23 protein-coding genes are annotated in these 22,910 nt (G+C 48.4%); 1 reads left to right on the top strand and 22 read right to left on the bottom strand.

Annotated features, from left to right (window positions below; translation table 11 throughout):
- Window positions 1-63: 63 nt before the first annotated feature.
- The 3 genes from sucD to ABIA61_RS01625 all read right to left on the bottom strand — a co-directional run bounded on the left by sucD (window position 64) and on the right by ABIA61_RS01625 (window position 3,002).
- A complete protein-coding gene (gene sucD, locus ABIA61_RS01635; RefSeq protein WP_283655618.1) occupies window positions 64-993 on the bottom strand; it encodes a succinate--CoA ligase subunit alpha in 930 nt (309 codons plus the stop codon).
- A 49-nt stretch (window positions 994-1,042) separates the two neighbouring features.
- On the bottom strand, window positions 1,043-2,203 hold the full coding sequence (gene sucC, locus ABIA61_RS01630) for an ADP-forming succinate--CoA ligase subunit beta (protein WP_137062710.1): 1,161 nt from the start codon (window positions 2,201-2,203) through the stop codon (window positions 1,043-1,045).
- Window positions 2,204-2,528: 325 nt separating this feature from the next.
- Window positions 2,529-3,002, bottom strand: coding sequence for a MarR family winged helix-turn-helix transcriptional regulator (locus ABIA61_RS01625; RefSeq protein WP_044644881.1), 474 nt, complete (start codon window positions 3,000-3,002; stop codon window positions 2,529-2,531).
- Between the two features lie 147 nt (window positions 3,003-3,149).
- Between ABIA61_RS01625 and ABIA61_RS01620 the strand changes: the two genes are divergently transcribed.
- Window positions 3,150-3,578, top strand: coding sequence for an organic hydroperoxide resistance protein (locus ABIA61_RS01620; RefSeq protein WP_283655617.1), 429 nt, complete (start codon window positions 3,150-3,152; stop codon window positions 3,576-3,578).
- A gap of 289 nt (window positions 3,579-3,867) precedes the next feature.
- Here the strand turns inward: ABIA61_RS01620 and ABIA61_RS01615 are convergent, their stop codons facing one another.
- The 19 genes from ABIA61_RS01615 to rnc all read right to left on the bottom strand — a co-directional run bounded on the left by ABIA61_RS01615 (window position 3,868) and on the right by rnc (window position 22,905).
- Window positions 3,868-5,631, bottom strand: a complete 1,764-nt coding sequence (locus tag ABIA61_RS01615) for a YifB family Mg chelatase-like AAA ATPase (protein WP_404580228.1) — start codon at window positions 5,629-5,631, stop codon at window positions 3,868-3,870.
- 152 nt (window positions 5,632-5,783) lie between these two features.
- Window positions 5,784-6,335, bottom strand: a complete 552-nt coding sequence (locus ABIA61_RS01610) for a nitroreductase family protein (RefSeq protein ID WP_404580227.1) — start codon at window positions 6,333-6,335, stop codon at window positions 5,784-5,786.
- Between the two features lie 147 nt (window positions 6,336-6,482).
- A complete protein-coding gene (locus ABIA61_RS01605) occupies window positions 6,483-6,866 on the bottom strand; it encodes a YraN family protein (protein WP_404580226.1) in 384 nt (127 codons plus the stop codon).
- Window positions 6,866-7,165 carry an EscU/YscU/HrcU family type III secretion system export apparatus switch protein gene (locus tag ABIA61_RS01600; RefSeq protein WP_044644886.1) on the bottom strand — a complete coding sequence of 100 codons (300 nt, stop codon included), beginning with the start codon at window positions 7,163-7,165 and terminating at the stop codon, window positions 6,866-6,868. Before ABIA61_RS01600 ends, ABIA61_RS01605 begins: the two co-directional genes overlap by 1 nt.
- Window positions 7,162-9,294, bottom strand: a complete 2,133-nt coding sequence (locus ABIA61_RS01595) for a DNA ligase (protein WP_404580225.1) — start codon at window positions 9,292-9,294, stop codon at window positions 7,162-7,164. The genes ABIA61_RS01600 and ABIA61_RS01595 overlap by 4 nt, the downstream gene beginning before the upstream one ends.
- A 115-nt stretch (window positions 9,295-9,409) precedes the next feature.
- Entirely contained in the window at window positions 9,410-10,078 is a 669-nt protein-coding gene (locus tag ABIA61_RS01590) for a ribonuclease HII (protein WP_404580405.1), read from the bottom strand.
- A 173-nt stretch (window positions 10,079-10,251) separates the two neighbouring features.
- Complete coding sequence (ylqF, locus tag ABIA61_RS01585; protein ID WP_134910182.1) at window positions 10,252-11,112, bottom strand: ribosome biogenesis GTPase YlqF; 861 nt, start codon at window positions 11,110-11,112, stop codon at window positions 10,252-10,254.
- A gap of 87 nt (window positions 11,113-11,199) precedes the next feature.
- Window positions 11,200-11,823 carry a signal peptidase I gene (gene lepB / locus ABIA61_RS01580; protein ID WP_404580224.1) on the bottom strand — a complete coding sequence of 208 codons (624 nt, stop codon included), beginning with the start codon at window positions 11,821-11,823 and terminating at the stop codon, window positions 11,200-11,202.
- A 101-nt stretch (window positions 11,824-11,924) separates the two neighbouring features.
- Complete coding sequence (rplS, locus tag ABIA61_RS01575; RefSeq protein ID WP_010346403.1) at window positions 11,925-12,269, bottom strand: 50S ribosomal protein L19; 345 nt, start codon at window positions 12,267-12,269, stop codon at window positions 11,925-11,927.
- A gap of 245 nt (window positions 12,270-12,514) precedes the next feature.
- Window positions 12,515-13,318 carry a tRNA (guanosine(37)-N1)-methyltransferase TrmD gene (trmD, locus tag ABIA61_RS01570; RefSeq protein WP_404580223.1) on the bottom strand — a complete coding sequence of 268 codons (804 nt, stop codon included), beginning with the start codon at window positions 13,316-13,318 and terminating at the stop codon, window positions 12,515-12,517.
- Complete coding sequence (gene rimM, locus ABIA61_RS01565; protein ID WP_283655611.1) at window positions 13,318-13,833, bottom strand: ribosome maturation factor RimM; 516 nt, start codon at window positions 13,831-13,833, stop codon at window positions 13,318-13,320. The genes trmD and rimM overlap by 1 nt, the downstream gene beginning before the upstream one ends.
- Window positions 13,834-13,930: 97 nt before the next feature.
- A complete protein-coding gene (locus ABIA61_RS01560) occupies window positions 13,931-14,161 on the bottom strand; it encodes a KH domain-containing protein (protein ID WP_013309863.1) in 231 nt (76 codons plus the stop codon).
- A 23-nt stretch (window positions 14,162-14,184) separates the two neighbouring features.
- Entirely contained in the window at window positions 14,185-14,457 is a 273-nt protein-coding gene (rpsP, locus tag ABIA61_RS01555; protein ID WP_014281051.1) for a 30S ribosomal protein S16, read from the bottom strand.
- Between the two features lie 67 nt (window positions 14,458-14,524).
- On the bottom strand, window positions 14,525-15,901 hold the full coding sequence (ffh, locus tag ABIA61_RS01550) for a signal recognition particle protein (RefSeq protein ID WP_404519259.1): 1,377 nt from the start codon (window positions 15,899-15,901) through the stop codon (window positions 14,525-14,527).
- A 52-nt stretch (window positions 15,902-15,953) separates the two neighbouring features.
- Window positions 15,954-16,322 (bottom strand): putative DNA-binding protein, encoded by a 369-nt coding sequence (locus ABIA61_RS01545; RefSeq protein WP_283655609.1) that lies wholly within the window; start codon window positions 16,320-16,322, stop codon window positions 15,954-15,956.
- Window positions 16,323-16,488: 166 nt separating this feature from the next.
- Entirely contained in the window at window positions 16,489-17,139 is a 651-nt protein-coding gene (trhA, locus tag ABIA61_RS01540) for a PAQR family membrane homeostasis protein TrhA (RefSeq protein WP_044644895.1), read from the bottom strand.
- A gap of 185 nt (window positions 17,140-17,324) precedes the next feature.
- Window positions 17,325-18,341, bottom strand: a complete 1,017-nt coding sequence (gene ftsY, locus ABIA61_RS01535) for a signal recognition particle-docking protein FtsY (RefSeq protein WP_283655608.1) — start codon at window positions 18,339-18,341, stop codon at window positions 17,325-17,327.
- 38 nt (window positions 18,342-18,379) lie between these two features.
- Window positions 18,380-21,949 carry a chromosome segregation protein SMC gene (smc, locus tag ABIA61_RS01530; RefSeq protein ID WP_283655607.1) on the bottom strand — a complete coding sequence of 1,190 codons (3,570 nt, stop codon included), beginning with the start codon at window positions 21,947-21,949 and terminating at the stop codon, window positions 18,380-18,382.
- Window positions 21,950-22,206: 257 nt separating this feature from the next.
- Complete coding sequence (rnc, locus tag ABIA61_RS01525; RefSeq protein ID WP_283655606.1) at window positions 22,207-22,905, bottom strand: ribonuclease III; 699 nt, start codon at window positions 22,903-22,905, stop codon at window positions 22,207-22,209.
- Window positions 22,906-22,910 lie beyond the last annotated feature (5 nt).

Below are 22,910 nucleotides of genomic sequence, written 5' to 3'. Positions count from 1 at the left end.
ACACTAGCAAGCGGCAAATTTCGATGCCATTTTACAGCTTGTATATTAATGAAGAAACACGATTTAATGTGTTGTACATAAATTCAAAATACCACGCGCTTCCAGCACACTGACCAGCGTCGAGCCCATCTCCGAAGGAGTCGGTGCCACCTTGATACCACAGGCTTCAAGCGTAGCGATTTTTTCCTTGGCTGTTCCTTTTCCGCCGGAAATGATGGCGCCTGCATGCCCCATCCGTTTGCCCGGAGGCGCAGTCACACCGCCGATAAAACCGACCACCGGTTTCGTCATATTGTCCCGAATCCACTCTGCTGCTTCCTCCTCGGCTGTACCGCCGATTTCTCCGATCAGAATGACAGCATGCGTGTTAGAATCTTCATTGAAGCGATGCAAAATATCAATAAATTCCGAACCTTTAACTGGGTCCCCTCCGATACCAACCGCGGAAGATTGTCCGATGCCCCGGGTAGTCAGCTGATGTACCGCTTCATAGGTTAGCGTGCCGCTACGCGACACAACGCCTACATGGCCCGGCAGATGAATGTAACCTGGCATGATGCCAATTTTGCACTCTCCCGGTGTAATTACGCCTGGACAGTTAGGACCGATCAGAACGGTCTTTTTACCTTCCATAAAACGCTTTACCCTGATCATATCAAGCACCGGAATGCCCTCGGTTATACAAATCACGAGGTCTAACTCTGCATCCACAGCCTCCAAAATGGAATCCGCAGCAAAAGCAGGCGGCACATAAATAACACTCGCTGTCGCGCCTGTAGCAGTCTTCGCTTCGCTGACTGTATTAAACACGGGCAACTTGACCTGCTGTCCGTTCTCCAGCGTAATTTCCACCTCGGTGCCGCCCTTGCCTGGAGAGGTGCCTCCTACCATCTGTGTGCCATAATCAAGCGCACCCTTGGCGTGGAATAACGCCGTTTTTCCCGTAATCCCCTGTGTAATCACCTTTGTATGCTTATCGACCAAAATACTCACGATCTTCACATCCCCTATCGTTTATTCGGCATATCGGAATGCAAACAGGCTATTGAACAAGTTCGACGATTTTCTGGGCACCATCCGCCATGGAATCAGCCGCCACGATGTTCAAACCGGATTCCGCCAAAATCTGTTTACCCAACTCGACATTCGTACCTTCGAGACGGACAACAAGCGGACGTGTCAGCCCCAATTGCTTGGCAGCCTCCACCACACCGTTCGCAATGATGTCACACTGCATAATTCCGCCGAAAATGTTCACAAAAATGCCCTTTACCTTCGGATCGGACAAAATGATTTTGAACGCTTCGGTTACCTTTTCTGTCGTCGCACCGCCCCCTACGTCCAGGAAGTTGGCCGGATCGCCACCGTAATATTTGATAATGTCCATCGTCGCCATTGCAAGACCTGCGCCGTTGACCATACACCCAATATTTCCGTCCAATGCAATGTAGCTCAGATCGTATTTGGAAGCTTCGATTTCTTTCTCGTCCTCTTCGTCCAAATCACGCAGCTCCAAAATATCCTTGTGGCGGAACAACGCATTAGAGTCAAAATTCAGTTTGGCATCCAACGCCAGCACATTCCCGTCACCTGTGACGACCAACGGATTGATCTCTGCAATCGAACAATCCTTGTCCACAAAAGCTTCATAGAGCGCCTGCATGAACTTAACCGCCTTGTTTACCAGCTCATTCGGGATGTTAATGTCATACGCCAGTTTGCGCGCCTGATATACCTGAAGCCCAATCGCCGGATCAACAACCGCTTTAAAAATTTTCTCCGGAGTAGCCGCAGCTACCTCTTCGATTTCCGTACCGCCTTCTTCCGAGGCCATGATCACGACACGTCCGGTCGCACGATCCACGACAACACCGACGTAATACTCTTTACGAATATCGCAGCCTTCCTCTACCAAAAGGCGTTTAACCTCTTTGCCTTCAGGCCCGGTCTGATGTGTCACCAGCACCTTACCCAAAATTTCAGAAGCATAGGTACGCACTTCATCCAAGCTTTTGGCCACCTTCACACCGCCCGCTTTACCACGTCCACCGGCATGAATTTGCGCCTTGACCACCGTAACAGCGCTTCCAAGCGATTCTGCTGCAGCAACGGCTTCCTCCACCGTATAGGCAACCTTACCGTTCGGTACAGCCACTCCGTACTGCTTCAATACTTCTTTACCCTGATATTCATGGATATTCATTCTGGAATCCTCCTATCAACATGACTGCAACAAGGGCGGTTCACAAGGAAATCTATACTAAACCTACATCATTGTAACATGTTTTTAAAACGCTTTCCTTATAATTTAACCTTATGAATTACAGTATTTTGATATCATTATCATTCCCAAAATCGAATGCTTGGATATTAATGGATATTCATTTTAATAGAATACAAAAAAAAGCACCTCTTCAAGTTCGGGATTTATTAAATCCGTATGAGAGGTACTTTACATTGGGGCATTCCTTCATCCAGCTACGGGCGGCTACATAACAAGAGATTCGTAATGTAGCCGGAAATACCGATTATGATTTTTCAACCTGCACATTCGCTTCATGAACTCGATCCAGCAGATCGTTGAACTGAAACAGGAGCGAGCCGAATTGATCGTGGGTCATGCTTGTTTTTTCCTGAATACATCCCGGTACAGATTGCGCTTTTTCCCGCAATGCACTTCCTTCAGGAGTCAAAGAAATCAGCACCTTACGTTCATCCTGAGTCGAACGCTTCCGGTCAATGAGTCCGGCATTCTGCAATCTTTTCAATAACGGGGTCAGTGTGCCTGAGTCCAGATACAACGCCTCGCCTAATTCCTTCACTGTACATTCCTCGCGCTCCCACAACACAATGAGTACCAAATACTGTGAGTATGTCACACCAAGCTTTTCCAGATAAGGCTGGTATAGCTTCGTAATCTCTCTGGAGCACGCATATATGGCAAAGCATAACTGATTATCAAGTTTTAATGCTGTACCTTCATTATGTTTGTTGTTGTCCATGCTGTCAGATCACCTACTTTCGTCATTATTTTATCACATTATATAACAAAAAGCATGCTAATTGCACAAAATACTTTACAAATAATAATTATTTTGATAAATTAAATTGTGTAAAATACAAATTGAACGAGAGGCAGTGATTGAATTATGATGACCATTCAACAAAAAATGTATGAAACAACAGTGAAAGCAGTTGGAGGACGTAATGGTTATGTCGAGTCTTCTTCCCCTGAACTTCGTTTAAATATTGATACACCCAAAGAAATGGGAGGTGCAGGTGGCGCGGGTACGAATCCGGAGCAATTGTTCGCAGCAGGCTATTCAGCGTGTTTTGACAGTGCTTTGAATATGGTTGCCCGCATGCAACGTATTAAACATGAAGGTACCGAAGTAACAGCAACGGTCAATTTCGGTAAAGTTGAAGACGGCGGCTTTGGAATCGGAGTAAACCTCGATGTAGTGGTGAAAGGCGTTGACCATGAAACAGCGGTAAAACTGGTAGAAGGCGCACATGAACAGTGTCCTTACTCCCGCGCTACCCGCGGCAACATTGAAGTCAAGTTGAACGTGCTCTAATCCGAATTTTACAATAAAGCCTCCGAGCTGTTTCTGGTTCGGAGGCTTTGTATACTTTCAGCTACACCTTCTCAACAAAGGATTGATAGATGGTTTTTCTTCCATCAAGTAACATGGGAGATGATGCATAATCGTATATACGAAATTGATATACTTATTGTATAATAACGTTGTCATAATCTTTTTTCTTCTCCAGAACTTAAGCGTCTGGAGCTTTTTTTGTCTTACATGAGGATTTTGCAAAATCCTGACATAAAAAATATGGACATGGAGTTACTTCTATGCCGCTTTATTCTTCTGAAATATTGGCATGTGCCCTGTCCATATTCCGATATTGAATGGCTTCAGCTACATGCGACACGGTGATCTTCTCTGATTGACTCAAGTCTGCAATGGTGCGTGACAGCTTGAGAATTCGATCATACGCACGCATGCTTAAACCGAGCGCATCCATCGTCTGATCAAGCAGTTCTGCCGCATTGAGTTCTAGTACCGCATATTTCCGGAGCATTTGACCGGATAGTTCGCTATTCCATGAAAAAAGAAGCTTGCTGTACCTATCGATTTGTATCGCTTGAGCAGCTAGTACCTGTCTTCGCATTTCAGCGGACGACAGTGACTCCTTTTCCTCACGCCAGTCCTTCGGTTGCGATACCTCAAGCTGAAGATCGATCCGGTCCAGTAATGGACCAGAAATACGCGAACGATAGCGAGCTACCGCAGCAGGTGAACAGGTACAGCGCTGATGTTGCGTATCACTTCCGAAAAAGCCGCAGTGACACGGGTTCATAGAAGCTGCGAGTAAAAAGTGTGCCGGGTACTTAAAAACTGCACGTGAACGGCTAATTGTTACATTGCGATCTTCCAACGGCTGCCTCAGCACCTCTAGCACATGACGACTAAACTCAGGCAACTCATCCAGAAATAAAATCCCCCGATGGGCAAGGCTAATTTCTCCCGGCTTGGGAATGCCGCCGCCGCCCACCAATCCAGCAGCGGAAATCGTATGATGAGGTGAACGGAAGGGGCGAATGTTCATCAAATGAGGCGACGACTCCTTCCACTTCCCGGCGGCGCTGTAAATTTTGGTAACCTCCAGTGCCTCTTTTTCGGTCAAGGGCGGCAGAATGGATGGCAGCCTGCGGATAAGCATCGTTTTTCCGGCACCTGGCGGCCCGATAAGGATGATATTGTGCATTCCGGCAGCAGCGATAACCAGCGCTCGTTTGGCGTGTAGCTGGCCCAATACATCGCTGTAATCCTCCATAACGTCAATCATCTCTTTGACCTCACACATGGGTATCTGATCTGCCGAAAGCAAATGCTCATAAGAATGGATAATGACCTGCTGTCTAGCAGTAATACGCATACCATGGTCATGATTTTCGACTTGATTCGAGACGGGGTTAGGATCTGGATCAATAGCTTGCTTAATATCTTGATTAATTATTTGATTACCTGTTTGATTAGTTCCTTCACCATCCGTTGGATCAGGTAAGTAGTTAGAATTTCGATCTTTTGATTGTCCTTCAATAATGTATTGTGCGTGATCTTTTGCTGGAATGAGATCCATCAGATGGCGAACAGCGTAAATACGTATACCCGTGATCAGGCGTGCTTCCCCTGCATTTTCCTCAGGAAGCAGCACCGAATGAAATCCTTCTCGCTTGGCCAAATCAACCATAGACAATACCCCGTTCACGGGCCGAATACTGCCGTCCAACGCTAGTTCACCGATGAATAACGTCCGTTTCCCCGCAGGTAAAACGACTTGTCCGCTGGTTGTCAGCAGTCCCAAAGCGATTGCAAAGTCAAAGGATGAGCCTTCCTTACGTAAATCAGCAGGAGCCAAATTTATGGTTACACGCTGGGACGGATATTTGAAACCGCAGTTTTTGATCGCTGCTCTTACGCGCTCTACGGCTTCTCGAATTGCTGAATCCGGCAATCCGATGATCGCAGTTTGAGGTAACCCATTAGACAAATCAGTTTCCACTTCAATCAGAACACCGTCTATTCCATAAAGACAAGCTCCATGTAGTTTTCCATACATAACAAAAAAACACCTCTCCTCATATTGAAATGTCTCCTCTCGGGGAGCATTGCATATATGAAAAAAGGTGCTTCCAAATTTTCATCCGCTGCAAATATCATGTTACATTTTTAATTCATAAAGCTGTCTAATCAAGGTTATTCGACAAAAGATTATTTGTCAAACAGGGTTAGCTTATCCGTTGCTGGAATACGTGGTCTTGGTTCTGGAATGACTTCAGGATAACCCGCATACACCATGCCGATGATCTTCTCACCAGGCTGAATTCCCAAATACTTGCGGAATTTCGGTGAATAAAGAAAAGGCTTTGTGACCCAAAACGTTCCGATTCCTTTACTCCATGCGGCAAGCATAAAGTTTTGTACAAGGGCACTAACCGCTGCAAAGTCCTCATCCCAAACTGCCTGACGCGGATCTTCCTCCAAAACAACTAAAAGCTGAATCGGATTGTGCAAAATGCCGCTTTCGAACTTGTTATCCTTGCCAATATCGGCTTCAATAGCTTCAGCGAGCTTTCTCCGCCCGTCACCAGCAAACAAGAGAAAACGCCATGGCTCGCGCATTTTATGATTAGGAGCCCATACAGCAACGTCCAGCAGTTCTTTAATGGTATCTACCGAAATGGGGTCGGATTTGAAGCGTTTAATGGTCCGTCGTTCCTGAATTACATCTATGACATGTTCACTAAAGGTATGCTCTGTCACGTATATCCTCCTTCACAGGTATAGCTCGTGGATATCACTATAACTATATATTCAAAATGATAACCATTCTCAATAAAATATACCTTTAGCGTTCCTTCCTGTCAACCTATACATATGAAATTCAATCCAGTGTACTTTACTGCTCTTTTAAAATGCCTCAATTATATGCTCCGTGACGACTGCGGTTTCGTCAATCAATCGTACAGAAATCATATCAAAACGGATTGGAACATCTCCAATCCCGTTCATATGCAAATAAACAGCAGCTGTCTGGCGAACCTGGGTTATTTTACGTGCAGTGATTGATTCTGCGGGCGTTCCATAATTGGAGCTACTTCGGCTGCGTACTTCAATAAACACGAGAATATCCTCCCGGGAGGCAATCAGATCCATTTCACCACTACGACATCGCCAGTTACGCTCTATGATACGATACCCCAGATTTTCCAAAAACGAAGCCGCCGCCTGTTCACCCAAAGCTCCTTTGGCTTTTCGTTGATCCTTGCTTCCGGTCCTCACATCGTTCCTCATCAGCTATCATCCCTTGGAGCAAGCTTATCCATCTGATATATATAGGTGAGCACCTCTGCCACTAACTGATATAGCTCAGCAGGAATTTGCTCATCCAAATCAAGCTTGGACAACACCTCAACCAGTGCGGCATCCTCTTGAACGGGAACGCCGTGCTCTTTGGCTTTTTCCAAAATGCTATCCGCAATACGACCGCTTCCTTTGGCAACGACGATTGGGGCTTCGCTCTCACCGGGCGTATATTTAAGGGCGACAGCCTTCTTCCTGGAAGGAGAAGGAGCCTCCAACGGCTCTTTCATATTTTAAGATCGACTCCTTTATACGGCTGAGGCACATAGCTTTGTACCTCCGAAGAGACCAGACCTTTGCTCTCCTGTCCAGTCCTTATCGGCATCGGTTCGGTGCGCAGGGATAAAAGCTGATACCCTAGCGATTCCAGCGCCGTATGAATGGATTCACGCCCGCTGGTCAACAGCGAAGCAGCCCAATCCTGATCGTTATGGAGCTTAAGGCTCACTATCCGGTCCACGACTTGCACATCCACCAATGTTGGCCCTAGCGCCTTCATGTCCAAATCAAACCAAAGCCGGCAGTTGGATGCATCCAGTTCCCCGCGTTTACCGCGTCGAGACTGAATCTGGATCGTAGCTGTTTCACGACCATCCGGTCCGACAAACGGAATAAACATGTGTACCTGTGCAAAAGGGGCCGTACGGTCCGTATTCAGCAGCAACTGCTGACCCGTCAGGTGCTGCACGACCTGCTGCGCCGCCTCTTTCAGGGCAGGCGGCAGGTCATCGCTGCCCATCAACTGGAGCAGCGCCCCCTTTACGGTGTCGGCATCCGCTGACACCGTACCGCCCGCCGCAGCCGCTAATCCCGGCAGCGGCTGCGTTCCTTCCGGCGGCTCCATACGGGCCGCCGCCGTTCCCTGCGCGGTCTGTGCAGCCGCGCGGTGTACCTGCTGCTCGTGCTCTGCACCGAGCAGCTTCAGCACGCGGCCCACCCACGGGTCCTCCGTGGGGGTGAGCTGCGTGCTGGACGCCGCTGGCTGCGCAGCAGCTGCGTCCGTAGCCCGCAGAGCGCCAGCCGCAGGCTGCGGCGCTTCTGTTGCGGGCTGCTCCGGCGCAGCCGTGCCCAGCGCGGGCGGCACCGCCGCGCGCAGCTCTTGCAGCAGCGTACGCAGCCGCTGAAGAGGCGCCTCCGGCGTGGCCGCGTTGCCCGCAGCGGCCTGCGGCGCAGAGCCGCCAGCCAGCTGCGCGGCGGCACGGTCGGCCATAGCGGCGTTTGCAGCGGGCTTCGCCCCGGCAGGCTCTGCCATTGCCGCCGCTGGAGCGCCGTCGGCGCCCTTAGGCTGCTGTGTACCCGCTGTGGCTGCTTGCGGCTTCTCCGCTCCGGCACGTGAAGCCCTTAGTGCATCAGCGCCCGATTCAGGTGCATTTACACCAGAGTCCGCCACCACGTCCGTGGCTATGGCTCCACGCCCATTAGCTAGTGCTGGTTCCCCGGAGGCAGCACCTTTAGCTACAGATGCAGCAGTACCAGTCGGAGCATCCGTGTCTGTCGCCGAAGCGCCCGCTTCACCCACCATAGCAGCAAGATTTGCCGCCTGAGTCCCTTTCAGCGTCTCCTTGCCTCCTGCTGCCAGTGCCGCTTCTGCCTGCTTTGTAGTAACAGCAGCGGCATCTTTGGACAATACAGGAACTTGGCCTTCTGGTGCATCTGCAATCACAGCTGAAGAAGCGCCTGATGGAGCAGGGGACATTCGGTCAGCCCCCTTTACCGCTGTTGCTTCTCCCGCCATACGGTCACCAGATGCTCCTTGACCTTGCTGCTTGAATACTGCTTCAAGCTCCTGCTCCAGCGAAGACAAAAGATCATTTAAAGGAGGCCCAAACATCGCCTGTCGCAGGCCGTTTATACTTTCCGCCGTCAACGGCAATCCACGTTGAAAGGCAACCGCTGCTGCCTGCACAAACGTCTCTATTTGTACTTTTCCCGGCTGCTTCGCCAAAGCGTCTCGTAAAGAAGCCGCATTTTCCGATGTCAACGGTACGCCATTCTTTTGCATCGCCTGTATCAGCTCCCTGTTCTGCGCTGTATCCGGTAGTCCCACCGAATCCAGTACATCTGCCAGCGCTACAGTCTGCTGCCCTGTGTTGGCTGCATCGTTCAAAGGCTTAAGTACAGTCATTCCGCTGGGCGAGGCTGGCTGGACCTGGAGTAATGTGGACTGTCCAGGTTGAAGAGGGGTTTCCAGCTTGGCTCTGACCTGGGAACCTTGAATTTGCAACACAGCCTCACCGCCGTCCTCAGACACCTTTAATACGACGCCTCGTACGACCTGACCTGGCTGCATATCAAGCTTTTTAGCCTCTCCCGCCTTCACATCACCAAGTAATCCTCGAAATACAGATCCGATATTCATAGGGTCCCTCCTCTCTTCATGCCCCATATTCAAGGGGCCTATTTTATTAGGTCAGGATTTTTCAAAATCCTTAGGTATACATTATATCGGCACAGTCCCGACTCATAATAAGTATTTACAGGTCAAACAACGTCGGTTGCTCGATCAACAAATTACCAAGAAAGCTGCGTCTATGCATTGCTGTAGGTCCCAGCGTCAAAATTTGTTCCCTATGCAGCTTCGTAGCGTAACCTTTATGTATACCAATCCCATATTCCGGGTACTTTGCATCCCATTCACCTTTGCACAGTCGATCACGGGTTACCTTGGCGATAATAGAAGCCGCAGCAATAGACTGGCTGTTCGCATCCCCTTTAATAATAGAAAGCTGGGAAATAGGCAAATCCACCTTTTCTGCATCTACAAGTAAATAATCAGGAGATATATGCAGAGCCTCAACAGCCTGCTTCATAGCCAAACGAGTTGCCTGTTTAATATTGATGGCATCAATCGTTCGTGCGTCCACATATCCGACTCCTACGGCAATGGCCTTCTCCATAATCAGCTCATAGTAGGTTTCCCTCTTCTTGTCCGTCAGCTTTTTGGAATCATCCACGCCCTCCAGCAGCTCACCGTTCGGCAAAATGACCGCCGCAGCCACAACATCCCCGAATAAACATCCTCGGCCTACCTCATCAATGCCAGCGATGCGCTCATAGGATTGCTCCCAGCACTCTTTTTCATAACGCAGCATGTCCGTTACCGCTTTTTCTTCCATACTCCCTACCCGCCTATCTCTATGTATTTTAAGCTCTGCACAATTTAATTCAGCTTAACACAGACCTGTCCATCCCAAAACCCCTTTGGTTAACCTACCTTCACATACCAAAAAACCTTCCTCTCTCCGGAGAGATGGGGAAGGTTCTTCCTTGCCACACTATGCTATGCGGTGTATCCGATACATCAGGCAGAATCGAATCAGTAAGGAGCTTCCAAACTGAAACGTCCCAGCTTACCTGCACGCAGCTCACGTAAAATGATTTTTGACGACTTTTCGAGATCTACACGTCCACCACTGACAATACAGCCGCGTTTACGTCCAATCGCTTCCATGACACTGACAATTTCATCGGCATTTTCCGTATCCTCGGGACGTTCAGTCAGCTCAAAGCGCGCTGCCAGCTCATCCCAGTAATATTGAACCAAATATTTTGTCGCGAAAAAAGCGATATCCTCAACATTCAAAATCTCTTCCTTGATCGCGCCTGTAACCGCCAGACGATAACCAACATTCTGATCCTCAAATTTGGGCCACAAAATACCCGGTGTATCCAGCAGCTCAATTTCACCAATCTTGATCCATTGCTGTGCCTTCGTCACCCCAGGACGATCGCCCGTAGCTGCAATGCTACGTCCTGCCATACGGTTGATCAGGGTCGATTTACCGACATTCGGTATACCAACAATCAAAGCACGCATAGGACGAGGATTCATACCTTTAGAAATCTGCCGATCTATCTTTTCCTTAAGCAGCAACTTGGCCTGAACCGGAATTTCTTTCATCCCTGTGCCTGTTGTAGCATCCACCTGAAAAGCGATATGCCCTTGCTCCTTAAAGTAGGCAATCCACTGCTGTGATACTACCGGGTCCGCCAAATCTGCCTTATTTAAAATAATCATTCGCGGCTTGCCCTGCAAAATATCATCAATCATTGGATTTCGGCTGGAAAGCGGCAATCGAGCATCAATCAACTCAATTACCAAATCAATCAGCTTTAATTTTGCTTCAATTTGGCGGCGCGCTTTGGTCATATGACCAGGAAACCATTGTATCGTCACCGTCATCACCTCATTGATCGTAACTCCTAACGTTTCCCATAGGGTTATGCGTCAGGATTACGGCAGCTATGCTGCATATTAGTTGTTCTAGTGGTTAATCCACTTCATATCCTTCACCGGCCAGAAAATAACATCAGCACGGCCGACGACTTCTTTCAAATCAATATATCCAATCATCCGACTGTCTGTACTGTTGGAACGGTTATCCCCCATAACAAAAATATGTCCTGCGGGAACTTTACCATCCTTAAAATTTTCATTCGGGAAATTTGTAAACTTGTTGTAAAGCTCACCATTTTGATGCGCTTCCTCCAACGGAGTTTTCAAGTAAGGCTCCTGAATAGGTTTACCATTCACCGTAATCGTGTCACCTTCTACCTTAACCGTATCGCCCTCAACGGCAATGACGCGCTTAATGAAGTCTCTTCCTTCATCCGGTACATGAAACACGATTACCTCTCCCGGTTTTGGGGAACGGAAATCATACAAAATTTCATTTACAATGACACGTTCTCCGGTATGAAAGTTAGGCTGCATCGACGGGCCATCCACAATAAACGGCTTAAAAAGAAACCAACGGATTAAAAAGACCAACACTAACGCGATAACGATGGCCTTGATCCACTCAAAAATCTCATTTTTCGGTTTACGCTTGGGCGTACCATCCTGATCGGTCGGCTGCTGTATAGCTCCTTGTCCTTCTTGCTCCATAGCTCACTGTCCTCTCTTTACGGTCAATAATCCACAGTTCCCTATGTACGTAGAAAAAACGAAAGGAGCTTGTAATCAAGCCCCTTTCGTTATTCGTTGTATTAACGACGAATTTCTTTAATTCTCGCTGCTTTACCGCGCAGTTCACGAAGATAATAAAGCTTCGCACGACGCACTTTACCACGGCGAGCCACGTCGATTTTATCGATTTTCGGGGAATGAAGCGGGAAAGTTCTTTCCACACCTACACCGTAAGAAATTTTACGAACTGTAAAAGTCTCACTGATTCCGCCACCACGGCGTTTAATTACAACACCTTCAAACAACTGGATACGCTCACGAGTTCCCTCAATAACTTTCACGTGCACTTTCAAAGTGTCACCGGGACGAAAGTTAGGCAAATCTTTACGCAGTTGTTCTTCAGTGATCGCTTGGACGATATTCATCTATGACTCCCTCCTTCCGTACAGGTGTTCATGCATCTTCTGGAAACACATCCGTTTCCTTCATCATCCACAGAGGACCACCGTATTACACACAACAGATGTATTGTATCATGGAGGATACCGCATTGCAACAAGAAAAAGGGATTTGACCAAACATTATATTTAATTAATTACATTATAAAACAGGTTAGCACCTGCTTTCAAATCCCCTCATTGCTCAGCACTTTAATACACTCTTCCCATGATCAATCCGTCTTGCGCTGTTCCTCTATCCATACCCGTTCCTTGCTTGTCAATTCAGCCTGCTCCAGCAGATCCGGTCGACGTTCCATCGTACGACGCAGTGCCTCATGCCGTCTCCATACATCAATATTAACGTGATGTCCTGACAACAGCACCTCTGGTACCTTCCAGCCCCGAAACTCAGCAGGCCTGGTATAATGCGGGTACTCCAGCAGCCCCGTACTGAAAGAGTCCGTTACTGCACTCGTTTCATTGCCCAGCACTCCAGGCAGCAACCGTGCCACACTATCTATAGCGACCATGGCGGGCAGTTCCCCACCAGTCAACACATAATCTCCGATAGAAAGCTCATCCGTCACCAAATATTCGCGAATACGCTCATCATAGCCCTCATAATGCCCGCATATAAAAATAAGATGGTCCTCTTTAGCAAGCTCCTCCGCTTTCTTTTGCGTAAAAGTCTCACCTTGCGGACACATCAAAATAATACGCGGAGCTTTCAAACCTGCACTCGACCCAGCCTCATCACCTTGAACAACTTCGTCTGTGTTCCCTAATATGGTTGGACACTCTGCCTCATCCAGTAGCGCCTCCACCGCAGTGAAAATCGGGTCAGGCTTCAATACCATCCCGCCCCCGCCGCCATAGGGTGTATCATCCACTTGACCGTGCTTGTTCCCGGCATATTGGCGAAAATTAACCGCTTGCAGTGATATGATTCCCTTATCCCTTGCTTTTCCCAGAATGCTTGCATTAAATACACCGTCAAACATTTTGGGAAACAGGGTCAGCACATCCACCCGCATTACAGTAGTCCTTCCATCAACCGTACCGTAACCCGTTTTTCAGGCACGTTTACATCCAAAATGACATCTTCTATATACGGCAACAGCAGTTCCTTGCCATCAGGCATTGTGACTACCCATACATCGTTAGCTCCTGGTGTCAAAATCTCTTTCACCACACCGAGCTTTTCTCCACCTTCTGTCACTACTTCCAGGCCAACAACTTCATGAAAATAGAACTCATTTTCCTCTAGTTCGCCTAGCCGTTCAGCGGATACCTTCAATAAGCTGCCTTTATACTTTTCAACATCATTGATGTTATGATATTCCTTGAATTTGGCTACAACCATATTTTTTTGAAAACGTGCTGTTTCAATAGTTACAGGGATCGGCGCTTTACCATCCGCAGGAATGATCAACAGCTCACTGCCTTTAGCAAAACGATCCTCCGGGAAATCGGTCGTCGTTAATATTTTAAGCTCGCCGCGGATTCCGTGTGTATTCACAATTTTCCCGACATTAAACAATTGCTGCATCGTGTTCCTCCTGCATATAATCGGTCCCGCTCCATATCATCTTCATCATGTACGAAAAAGGGTTAGGACATACATCCTAACCCACTTTCGTATATCTTTAAGATATGATGTCTACGGTAACCCGTTTATCCATCTTAACGGCTGCTGATGCAACCACAGTGCGAAGCGCCTTGGCGATACGACCCTGCTTGCCAATGATTTTGCCTACATCCTCAGGATGCACGCTAAGCTCATATACGACAAGCCGATCCTTCTCCAAGGTCTTCACGGTTACATCTTCCGGATGATCGACTAAAGCCTTAGCAATGATTATCACTAATTCTTCCATGGTTGACCCTCCGCATCAGCACCTTATTTCTGTTGTTTAAGCTCATGAAACTTTTTCATTACGCCCGCTTTGCTAAGCAAGTTGCGGACTGTATCGGATGCTTGTGCACCATCTTGCAACCATTTCAACGCTTTATCTTCATCAATTTTTACAACTGCTGGTACTGTAATAGGGTTGTAATAACCGATTTCTTCGATAAAACGACCGTCACGCGGGGAACGGGAATCCGATACCACGACGCGATAGAAAGGAGCTTTATGTGCACCCATACGTTTCAGACGAATACGAACTGCCACGAAAATTCACCTCCTTCAAAAAGTAGACTGTATATTGTTATCCTATAATTCCAACGGCCTATTGGCCTTAACGGAAAGGAAACTTCATACCTTTACCCATACCCTTCAACTGCTTCAGGGCTTTGTTTTTGCCACCCTTGGGTCCCATCATGTCTGAGAACTGCTTCATCATGCGCCGCATTTCATCAAATTGCTTGATCAGGCGATTTACCTCAGCCAGTGATGTTCCACTGCCTACAGCAATCCGTTTGCGACGGCTATGATTAATCATGTCCGGGTTTTGCTTTTCTTGTGTGGTCATGGAATGAACGATAGCCTCAATCCGGCCCATCTGCTTGTCATCCACTTTGACATCTTTCATTTGCTTCATATTGCCCATGCCGGGAATCATATCGAGAATCTGGTCGATTGGGCCAAGCTTTTTAACTTGATCCATCTGCTCCAGAAAATCTTCGAAGGTAAATTCAGCATTGCGCATTTTCCGTTCCATTTCCTTCGCCTTATCGGCGTCGATATTGGATTGCGCTTTTTCAATCAGGGACAACATGTCGCCCATACCCAAAATCCGTGAAGCCATCCGTTCCGGATGAAACGGCTCCATCGCATCCAGCTTTTCACCCAATGTAGCAAACTTGATCGGGCATCCGGTCACAGCCTTAACCGACAAGGCCGCACCACCGCGGGTATCACCGTCCAGCTTCGTTAGTACAACCCCTGTTAACTCCAAGCTAGTGTTAAAGTGCTCCGCGACGTTTACCGCATCCTGACCTGTCATGCTGTCAACAACCAGCAGAACTTCGTCCGGCTTGACGTTCGCATGAATCTGACGCAACTCTTCCATAAGCTCTTCATCCACATGAAGACGACCGGCAGTATCTATAATAACGTAGTCATTACCATTATCCTTGGCATGCTGTAAGCCCTGTTTTGCAATCTCCACCGGGCTTGTCTGATCACCAAGCGTAAATACAGGAGCATTAATCTGCTCACCAAGTACCTGTAGTTGCTTGATTGCAGCCGGTCTATATATATCACCAGCTACAAGCAATGGGCGATGATTTTGCTTTTGCAGCAACTTCGCCAGCTTGCCGGATGTCGTCGTCTTACCTGCGCCCTGGAGACCCACCATCATAATGACCGTAGGCGGTTTGTTTGCCTTGGCAAGCTTGGCTTGACTGCCACCCATCAACTCGGTCAGTTCCTTGTTCACGATGTCGATGATTACCATACCTGGTGTAAAGCTGTCCATCACTTCCTTGCCAACGGATTTCTCCTTCACCTTGGCAATAAAGTCCTTTACAACCTTGAAGTTAACGTCCGCCTCCAGCAAAGCTAATCGTACTTCGCGCATCGCCTGAGCTACATCATCCTCAGACACTTTTCCTTTGCCGCGCAGTTTACTGAATACATTTTGCAAGCGGGTCGACAATCCTTCAAATGCCATATTTCCGCACCTCCTTGTCTACCAGGGTTGTTTGTTTACTAATCTATATGACCTACAATTCCTGCAGGCGATTTACAATTTGATTAACATGTTGCAGAGTGCCTTCATCGGGTTTACCGATTTTACCGAACGCCTCATACAACGCTGTATTCAATTCTTCCAGATCTCGGCTTCTGCGCTCATGTTTACTGAGCAACCCGAGCTTTTCCTCATACATTTCCAGTACCTGCTCGGCACGTTTGATATGCTCATACACGGCCTGACGGCTAATTTGAAACTCCGAAGCAATCTCTCCCAGAGAAAAATCATCATGGAAGTAATATTTCAAAAACATCTGTTGCTTCTCCGTAAGCAGAGGTTCATAGAAGTCAAACAGTCGGTTAATCCGGTTTGTCTTTTCCAGCCGATTCTCCTGACTCATCGCGTATACCTCCATCGTCAAGGAAAAACACTTTACAGTTCTTTTCAACGATCCTTATCATACATAAAAGAAAAGAAGATGTCAAGCGTTATCCCTTGTCAACCAAAAAAAAGCCGATTAACTGCCCTTAAACGGAAGTACGAATCGGCTTTTTGCCTACTAGGGTTTAAACTCTTACCGGGGTAAGATACAGCAGAACAGCCAGAAAATGAAGTATGCTGCCTGCCAGAACAAACAGATGCCAGATCGCGTGATGATACGGAAACGCCCGCCACACATAGAAGATTGTGCCCAGCGTATACATTAGACCGCCCAGGAACAATAGCGTCATGCCTCCGGCGGGAACAGCCGCCACCAGCGGGTTCCAGGCAATCGTGATGAGCCAGCCCATCACGATGTAGAACACGGTAGACATGAACAGAAAGCGCTTGGTGAAGAATGCCTTGAATAGCACACCAAACAGGGCGATTCCCCAAATAACGCCAAACAGCGTCCAACCTAATGTCCCGCGCAGTGCAACGAGCATAAACGGGGTGTAGCTGCCTGCAATGAACAGGTAAATGCAAGAATGATCGAATATCTCGAACAAATCCTTCAATTTTCCTTCGCGCAGACTATGAAGCAACGTGGAATTGGTGTACAACAGCAGCATCGTAATTCCGTAAATCGTGAAACTGACGACATGCCAAGTGGTCCCTTTCAAGCTTGCAAAAACAATGAGCAGCACAAGTGCCGCGACACTTAAAACGGCTCCAATTCCGTGTGTGATCGCATTGGCTATTTCTTCCCGGCGGGAATAAGTATAGGTATTCGCCATTGGTTCTTCACCCGGCTTCCTGTGAAATATTTTTTTACATCCAAAAAATTCATATCCGGCGCCGACAGACCCTTTTCTTTCATTATACATCCCTGTGATCTCACGCAGCAACCGGACCCTACTTAGCCCAGACCTGGCAGGTCTTAAGATCAAAAAAGCCTCGTCCAACCTTGCAACAAACCTGATTAAGCCTGTTCTTCCTCACCCAGAGCGGTTTCATCTACGCCTTCTTCCTGAATCAACCCAGCGAACAACGCATGAACGAATTGCTCGGAATCAAATGGCTGGAGATCATTCACCTTTTCACCCAAGCCTACCAGCTTCACCGGCAAATTCAGCTCTTGGCGGATCGCCACGACAATACCACCCTTCGCTGTACCATCCAGCTTCGTCAGCACCAGCCCGGTTACGCCACTTTTCTCGCCAAACATTTTGGCTTGATTGAGCGCGTTTTGTCCAGTCGTCGCATCGAGTACCAGCAGTACTTCATGGGGAGCATCGGGAATTTCACGCTGGATTACGCGGAAAATTTTGTTCAGTTCCTCCATCAGATTGCTTTTATTCTGGAGACGTCCTGCGGTATCACACAGTAACACATCCACCTGACGCTGCTTGGCAGCCTGTACCGCATCAAACATAACCGCGGCTGGATCAGAACCAGATTGCTGTTTAATGACCTCTACACCAGCCCTTTCGCCCCATACCTCCAGCTGTTCAATCGCGCCAGCACGGAACGTATCCCCGGCGGCCAGCAACACTTTTTTACCCTCTTGTTTAAAACGGTGCGCCAGCTTGCCAATTGTTGTTGTTTTACCGACACCATTGACACCGACGAACAGAATGACCGTAATCCCGTCAGGGCTCATTTGAAGCTGACTGTTGTCATTGCCCCGCAGCAACTCAGACAGCTTTTCCGATAATACAGGCTGTAGCTCGGATGCGTCCTCGATTTTGCGTTTTTTCACTTCTCCTCGCAGGTCTTCAATGAGGTTCATAACGGTGTTGACGCCAACATCGGCACCGATCAGAATTTCTTCCAGCTCCTCATAGAACTCCTCATCAATCTTCTTGCGGCGAATCATCAGATCCGATACTTTTTCAACAAATCCTTTGCGTGTTTTTTCTAAACCGTCCTTGAACTGTTTGGTGACGGATTCGGTTTTGCTTGCAATGCTTTCCTTTAATTTCCTAAAGAAACTCATAGGTTCCCTCCGTTGATCTGAAAGTATGTTATTTTATGTCAGGCAATCTCAGCTTCATCATTGTCCAGCTTGACGGATACGAGCTTGGAAACCCCGCCTTCTTCCATCGTAACCCCATACAACACATCGGCTTCTTCCATCGTTCCCTTGCGATGTGTAACTACAATGAATTGTGTCTGCTCGGAGAATTCCCGCAAATATTGGGCAAAACGTACCACATTAGCTTCGTCCAATGCGGCCTCCACTTCATCCAGCACACAGAATGGGACAGGCTTGACATGTAAAATGGCAAACAATAGCGCCATCGCCGTTAACGCCCGCTCGCCTCCTGACAGTAGCTGCAAGTTTTGCAGTTTTTTTCCTGGCGGCTGGGCTACGATGTCAATTCCCGTCTCTAACATGCGTTCCGGGTCAATTAGCACCAGATCAGCACGTCCGCCTCCGAACAACTTGGAGAACACCGTACCAAATTCGCGCCGGATGGCATCGAAAGTGGCTTTGAAGCGTTTGGACATTTCATCATCCATTTCTCGAATAACCTGATAGAGCGTTGTCTTGGCCTCGACCAGATCAGACTTCTGCTCATCGAGAAACGTATAACGCTCATGCACACGCTGGTATTCCTCAATGGCACCCAGGTTTACTTCGCCCAATGCGGAAATACCGCGTTTGAGCCTTTGCACCTCGGCCTGCGTACCTTCTATATCTTCTGGTATCGGATAACGCTGCTTGGCCAGCTCATAGCTGAGTTCATAGTCATCACTCAATTTTTTCAGGACGTTCTCCAGCTCTACATCAAGCCGATTCACTCCAATTTCTGTCTGGCGAAGCTGTTCTTCGACAGACTTGAGCTGAACGCGTTGCTCTTTCGTCTCGTTTTCGGCCACTTCCAGCTTTTTGGACAAGCTACTGCGTGCAGCACGCTTAAATTCCAATTGCTGCGAAGCCTCTTCCTTTTTAAGCCGATACTGATTGAGATTTTCAATCTGCTTCACGCTTTCCTGCTCATTGGTCAGCAGATCAGCTTCGATGGAAGCAAGCAAGGTCTTGTTCTGTCTCGAATCCTTGCCAAGGGTATCATAATCTCCCCGTAATCTACGCAGCTGTTCTTCCAGTGAAAAACGCTCCTGATCCAGCTTTCCTTCTCTTACCTTGAGATTCGTAAGTTCTCCCTGTAACTGTTCTTTCGCAGATTCGTTGGCCTTACGGGCAAATTCAGCGGCATGGATAGCCTGGTGGGTTTTCTTCTCTTCATCCTCCAGCGCAGCTAATTTCAGCAACGCCTCTTCACGGGAAGCTTCCAGTTCCTTGATCTCCTGATCAAAACCCTTCTTCTCCTGACCAGATGCAGCCACCTGCTCCAGAACATGACGAAGCTCATGCTCCAGTTGCTTGAGTTCCATTGCTGCCTGCTGCTCTTCGCCGCGCTTCACATCGCCGCCCTGACGCAGCTCGTCCAAACGGGTCTGTGTCTCTTCCAACTGACGTTTTGCATCTACCGCGCTCTGACGCAGCCTTGCAATTTGTTGCTCCGTATCGATAATATCCTGATCAAGCTGATCCAGCTGACGTTTACGTCCAAGCAAATTGGCATTTTTCTTGAATTGGCTACCACCTGTCATGGAACCACCTGCATTGACGACATCGCCTTCCAGCGTCACGACGCGATATCTATATTGGCAACGAGCCGCAATACGGTTCGCATCTTCCAGCGTACGGGCAATAACCACATTTCCCAGAAGGCTGCCTACAATGCCAGCATACCGTTCATCATACTGAACAAGATCCGCACCAATTCCGACAAAACCCTCGGCGCCTTCCACGATTTGGCGTTCACCCGCCCCAATTTGACGCGGACGGATAACATCCATAGGCAAAAACGTCGCTCTGCCCAGCTGACGCTGCTTCAAAAAGCTGATCGCCTGTCTGGACACCGATTCATTTTCCATCACGATATGCTGCATCGAAGCGCCCAAAGCCGTTTCCATCGCCTGCTCCAAATGCTCAGGTACCCGGATCAGCTCTGCTACAGCTCCATGCACGCCATGCAGGGTTTCTTTGCGTGCCGCCTTCAGCACTTCTTTAACGCCCAGCATAAAGCCGTCGAAGTCATCCTGCATTTCCTTCATCGTATCTCGGCGTGAAATTTGGGCCTCACGTTTTTGTTCCCATTTGCGGACAGTACCCTGGCTTTCTTCCAGCAGCTTTTGCAGCGCCTGGTATTTTTCGCTTCCCTGAATATATCCGCTGCGCAGACTGCTGATTTCCTGACCAAGCTTCTGAACAGCCGTTTCCAAACCCTTTTTACGCTGTTCCAGTTCAGCTTTCTGGGCTTCCCATTTGCCGGATTCGTCACTTACGCGAGTCACCCGCCGTTCCAACGCTTCCTTCTGCTGGTCGGTATAACGGATTTCGTTACGGGCCTGTGCCATCTGATTCATCAGCTCCAGCAGTCCGCCCTTCAGGCTTTCCTCCTGCTCCTGGCTGATTCCACCTGTGACACCAATCAGCTTCGCCTCTTCGTCGGATAGCCGTTCACGCAGCTCGTCAAGCTCAACAGTCAATGCAGACAGTTTTTCGTTCAGTAGATCCAGCTCACTTTTGCGCTCGGAATGACGTGATTCGCTTGTGCTGAGCGATAAAATGAGCTGCTCCCGGTTTGCCTCCAGATTGCGTGTGCGCTCTTTTAACAGTTCGCCGTAGCCTTCGCTCTTTTCCGTAGCTTCACTGTATTGCAACAGATCCCTTTGCAGCCGTTCCACTTGCTCCTCCAGCTGACGCAGCTCGTTACGATCGCTCTCCAGCATCGCATCATGACGTGACACCACCGTAGACAGCTGTAGCTGCTCCTGCTGCAACAAAGCCAGCTTGGAAGTCGCATCGCTCCACGAGGTATGAATCTGTTCAATCTGATGGACATACATCGAAATTTCCTTCGATTTCAGTTCACCCCGCAGCTCCTTAAAGTGGATTGCCTTTTCAGACTGCTCCTTGAGCGGTCCGATCTGATCCTCCAGCTCACTGACCAAATCATGAATCCGAAGCAAATTTTGCTCCGTGTCATCCAACTTGCGAACCGCATCTTTTTTACGTGATTTATATTTCACGATACCGGACGCTTCCTCAAAAATCCCCCGGCGGTCCTCGGAACGGGTACTCAAAATCTCTTCAATGCGCCCCTGTCCGATAATGGAATAAGCTTCTTTACCAATACCTGTATCCATAAACAGCTCGGTAATATCACGGAGTCTGCATGATTGTCGGTTAATAAAATATTCACTATCTCCACTGCGATGCACACGCCGCGTGACCGTGACTTCTCCAAAATCAAGAGGCAACGCCTGATCCTCATTATCCAGCGTAAGCGACACTTCGCCGTAATTAACAGCCTTACGTGCATCACTACCCGCAAAAATAATGTCCTCCATTTTACCGCCGCGCAGTGATTTGGCGCTCTGTTCACCCAGCACCCAGCGAATACCGTCGGATATATTACTCTTTCCGCTTCCATTGGGTCCGACGACCGCTGTAATGCCGCGGACAAATTCCATCTCCGTTTTATCTGCAAACGATTTGAAGCCCGCCAGCTCAATGCGCTTTAAAAACATACTCAATCTCACCTCTAACATTTAAATATGCTTGTACAACACCGTTTACCTGGTTAACAAGAATTATCCCTATTGTAGCACAAGACTACCGCGGATAAAGCGCGGCAAAGACATACAAAGCTACAGTAGCAAAGCCACGAAAAAAGAGCAAAACGCAGTCCATTCGCCATTGCGGGCCGGGACTCCCCGCGGACTGCCCTTTGCTCTTACTTTGTGTCCCCTGCTCGTGTAACCCGTCCGGGCCGCTCAGGTACCGATTACGATTCTGCCAGCTTCAAACGGTTTAAGGCTACTGCCGCCGCCTGCTGCTCAGCTTCTTTTTTGGAGCGTCCTGTACCTGTACCCAGCCGTTCGCTGCCCATATATACCTCAGCTACAAACTCGCGCTCATGGGCAGGTCCGCGCTCCTCCACAATCTTGTATTCAAGCATCCCCATGTTATGATGCTGCGTCAGTTCCTGAAGCTCTGTTTTGAAATCACTCATCTGAAGCTTACCGTTTAACACAATTTGAGGAAAAATATAACGTTCCAGAAACGACCGGACGGCATCCAGACCCTGATCCAAATAAAGCGCGCCTACGAACGCTTCGAATACATCGGCCAACAGAGCCGGACGAGTACGTCCGCCTGTCAGCTCTTCACCTTTGCCAAGCAGTACATATTGCCCGAACTCAAGTCCGACAGCAAATTTCACCAGAGAAGGCTCACAGACAATGGCTGCACGCAGCTTGGTCAGCTCGCCTTCCGGCCGGTTAGGGTACTGATTGTACAATTGCTCGGATACGGTCAGCTCCAGAACTGCGTCGCCTAAAAATTCAAGCCGCTCATTGTCTGCATGCTGACTGAACCGATGTTCGTTTACGTAGGAAGCGTGCGTAAAGGCCTGCTTCAGAAGCTGCCGGTTGTTGAATTGAATATGAAGTTTCTGCTGTAATTGCTTCAAGTCTCCACTCAACGAAC

The sequence above is a fragment of the Paenibacillus sp. RC21 genome, from assembly GCF_044907935.1.
In the GTDB taxonomy this organism is placed as follows: Bacteria; Bacillota; Bacilli; order Paenibacillales; family Paenibacillaceae; genus Paenibacillus; species Paenibacillus terrae_A.
Note: the sequence above shows the minus strand (reverse complement) of the source record. Positions and strands in the feature narration are given on the sequence as shown.